The following is a 1678-nucleotide window of genomic DNA, read 5'->3' on the forward strand; positions in this document are numbered from 1 at the left end:
CGCCGTTCTCTGGTATCCTGAAGTGTCATTCGTGTGGCCGCCGAATCGGTGGCTGCACGTGGCATCGCATCACACAATCCGCTTCGCCTCTTACCGAGGTTCCGTTCGCCCTGGCGTGCGCGGCCCTGTTCGAGGCCCGATACCCCAACCCAACAAGGACAACCCACTACATGACTACCGCAACGACCGCCCCGGCCACCAAGCAGGTCGCGATCAACGACATCGGATCTGCCGAGGACTTCCTGGCCGCGGTCGAGAAGACTCTGAAGTTCTTCAACGACGGCGACCTCATCGAAGGCACCGTGGTGAAGATCGACCGCGACGAGGTGCTCCTCGACGTCGGGTACAAGACCGAGGGCGTCATCCCCTCGCGCGAGCTCTCCATCAAGCACGACGTCGACCCCAACGAGGTCGTCAAGGTCGGCGACGAGGTTGAAGCCCTGGTTCTCCAGAAGGAGGACAAGGAAGGCCGCCTCATCCTGTCCAAGAAGCGTGCGCAGTACGAGCGCGCCTGGGGCGATGTGGAGAAGATCAAGGACACCGACGGTGTCGTCACCGGTCAGGTGATCGAGGTCGTCAAGGGCGGTCTCATCGTCGACATCGGGCTGCGCGGCTTCCTGCCGGCCTCGCTGATCGAGCTGCGTCGTGTCCGTGACCTGACGCCGTACCTGGGTCAGGAGATCGAGGCGAAGATCCTCGAGCTCGACAAGAACCGCAACAACGTCGTGCTGTCGCGCCGCGCCCTGCTCGAGCAGACGCAGTCCGAGTCGCGCACCACGTTCCTCAACAACCTGCACAAGGGCCAGGTCCGCAAGGGCACGGTCTCGTCGATCGTCAACTTCGGTGCGTTCGTCGACCTGGGCGGCGTGGACGGCCTCGTGCACGTCTCCGAGCTCTCGTGGAAGCACATCGAGCACGCCTCCGAGGTCGTCGAGGTCGGCCAGGAAGTCACCGTCGAGATCCTCGAGGTGGACCTGGACCGCGAGCGCGTCTCGCTGTCGCTCAAGGCGACGCAGGAGGACCCGTGGCAGGTCTTCGCCCGTACCCACGCGATCGGTCAGGTCGCTCCGGGCAAGGTCACCAAGCTGGTCCCCTTCGGTGCGTTCGTCCGCGTCGCCGACGGTATCGAGGGCCTCGTGCACATCTCGGAGCTGTCCGGCAAGCACGTCGAGCTGGCCGAGCAGGTCGTGTCGGTCGGTGAAGAGGTCTTCGTGAAGATCATCGACATCGACCTCGAGCGTCGTCGCATCTCGCTGTCGCTCAAGCAGGCCAACGAGTCGGTCGACCCCAACGGCACCGAGTTCGACCCCGCCCTCTACGGCATGGTCACGGAGTACGACGAGAACGGGGAGTACAAGTACCCCGAGGGCTTCGACGCTGAGACCAACCAGTGGAAGGAAGGCTTCGACGAGCAGCGTCTGGCCTGGGAGGCCGAGTACGCCGCCGCTCAGGGTCGCTGGGAGGCTCACAAGGCCGCCGTCGCCAAGGCCCTCGAGGCCGAGGCCGCCGCCGGTGTCGACGCGGGTGCGGGAACGTACTCGTCCGACAGCGGTTCTGCCGGCACGCTGGCCGACGACGAGGCTCTCGCCGCCCTGCGGGAGAAGCTCTCGGGTCGTTGATCCATCACGAAGGGCCGTCACTGTTCTCAGTGGCGGCCCTTCGTCGTTCCACGGCGCCG

At 65.3% G+C, this 1678-nt stretch carries 1 protein-coding gene; it reads left to right on the forward strand.

Annotated features, from left to right (window positions below; translation table 11 throughout):
• Window positions 1-170 precede the first annotated feature (170 nt).
• A complete protein-coding gene (rpsA, locus tag NQ160_RS23465; RefSeq protein ID WP_257517408.1) occupies window positions 171-1619 on the forward strand; it encodes a 30S ribosomal protein S1 in 1449 nt (482 codons plus the stop codon).
• Window positions 1620-1678: the final 59 nt, after the last annotated feature.

Source organism: Microbacterium sp. zg.Y909 (assembly GCF_024626565.1).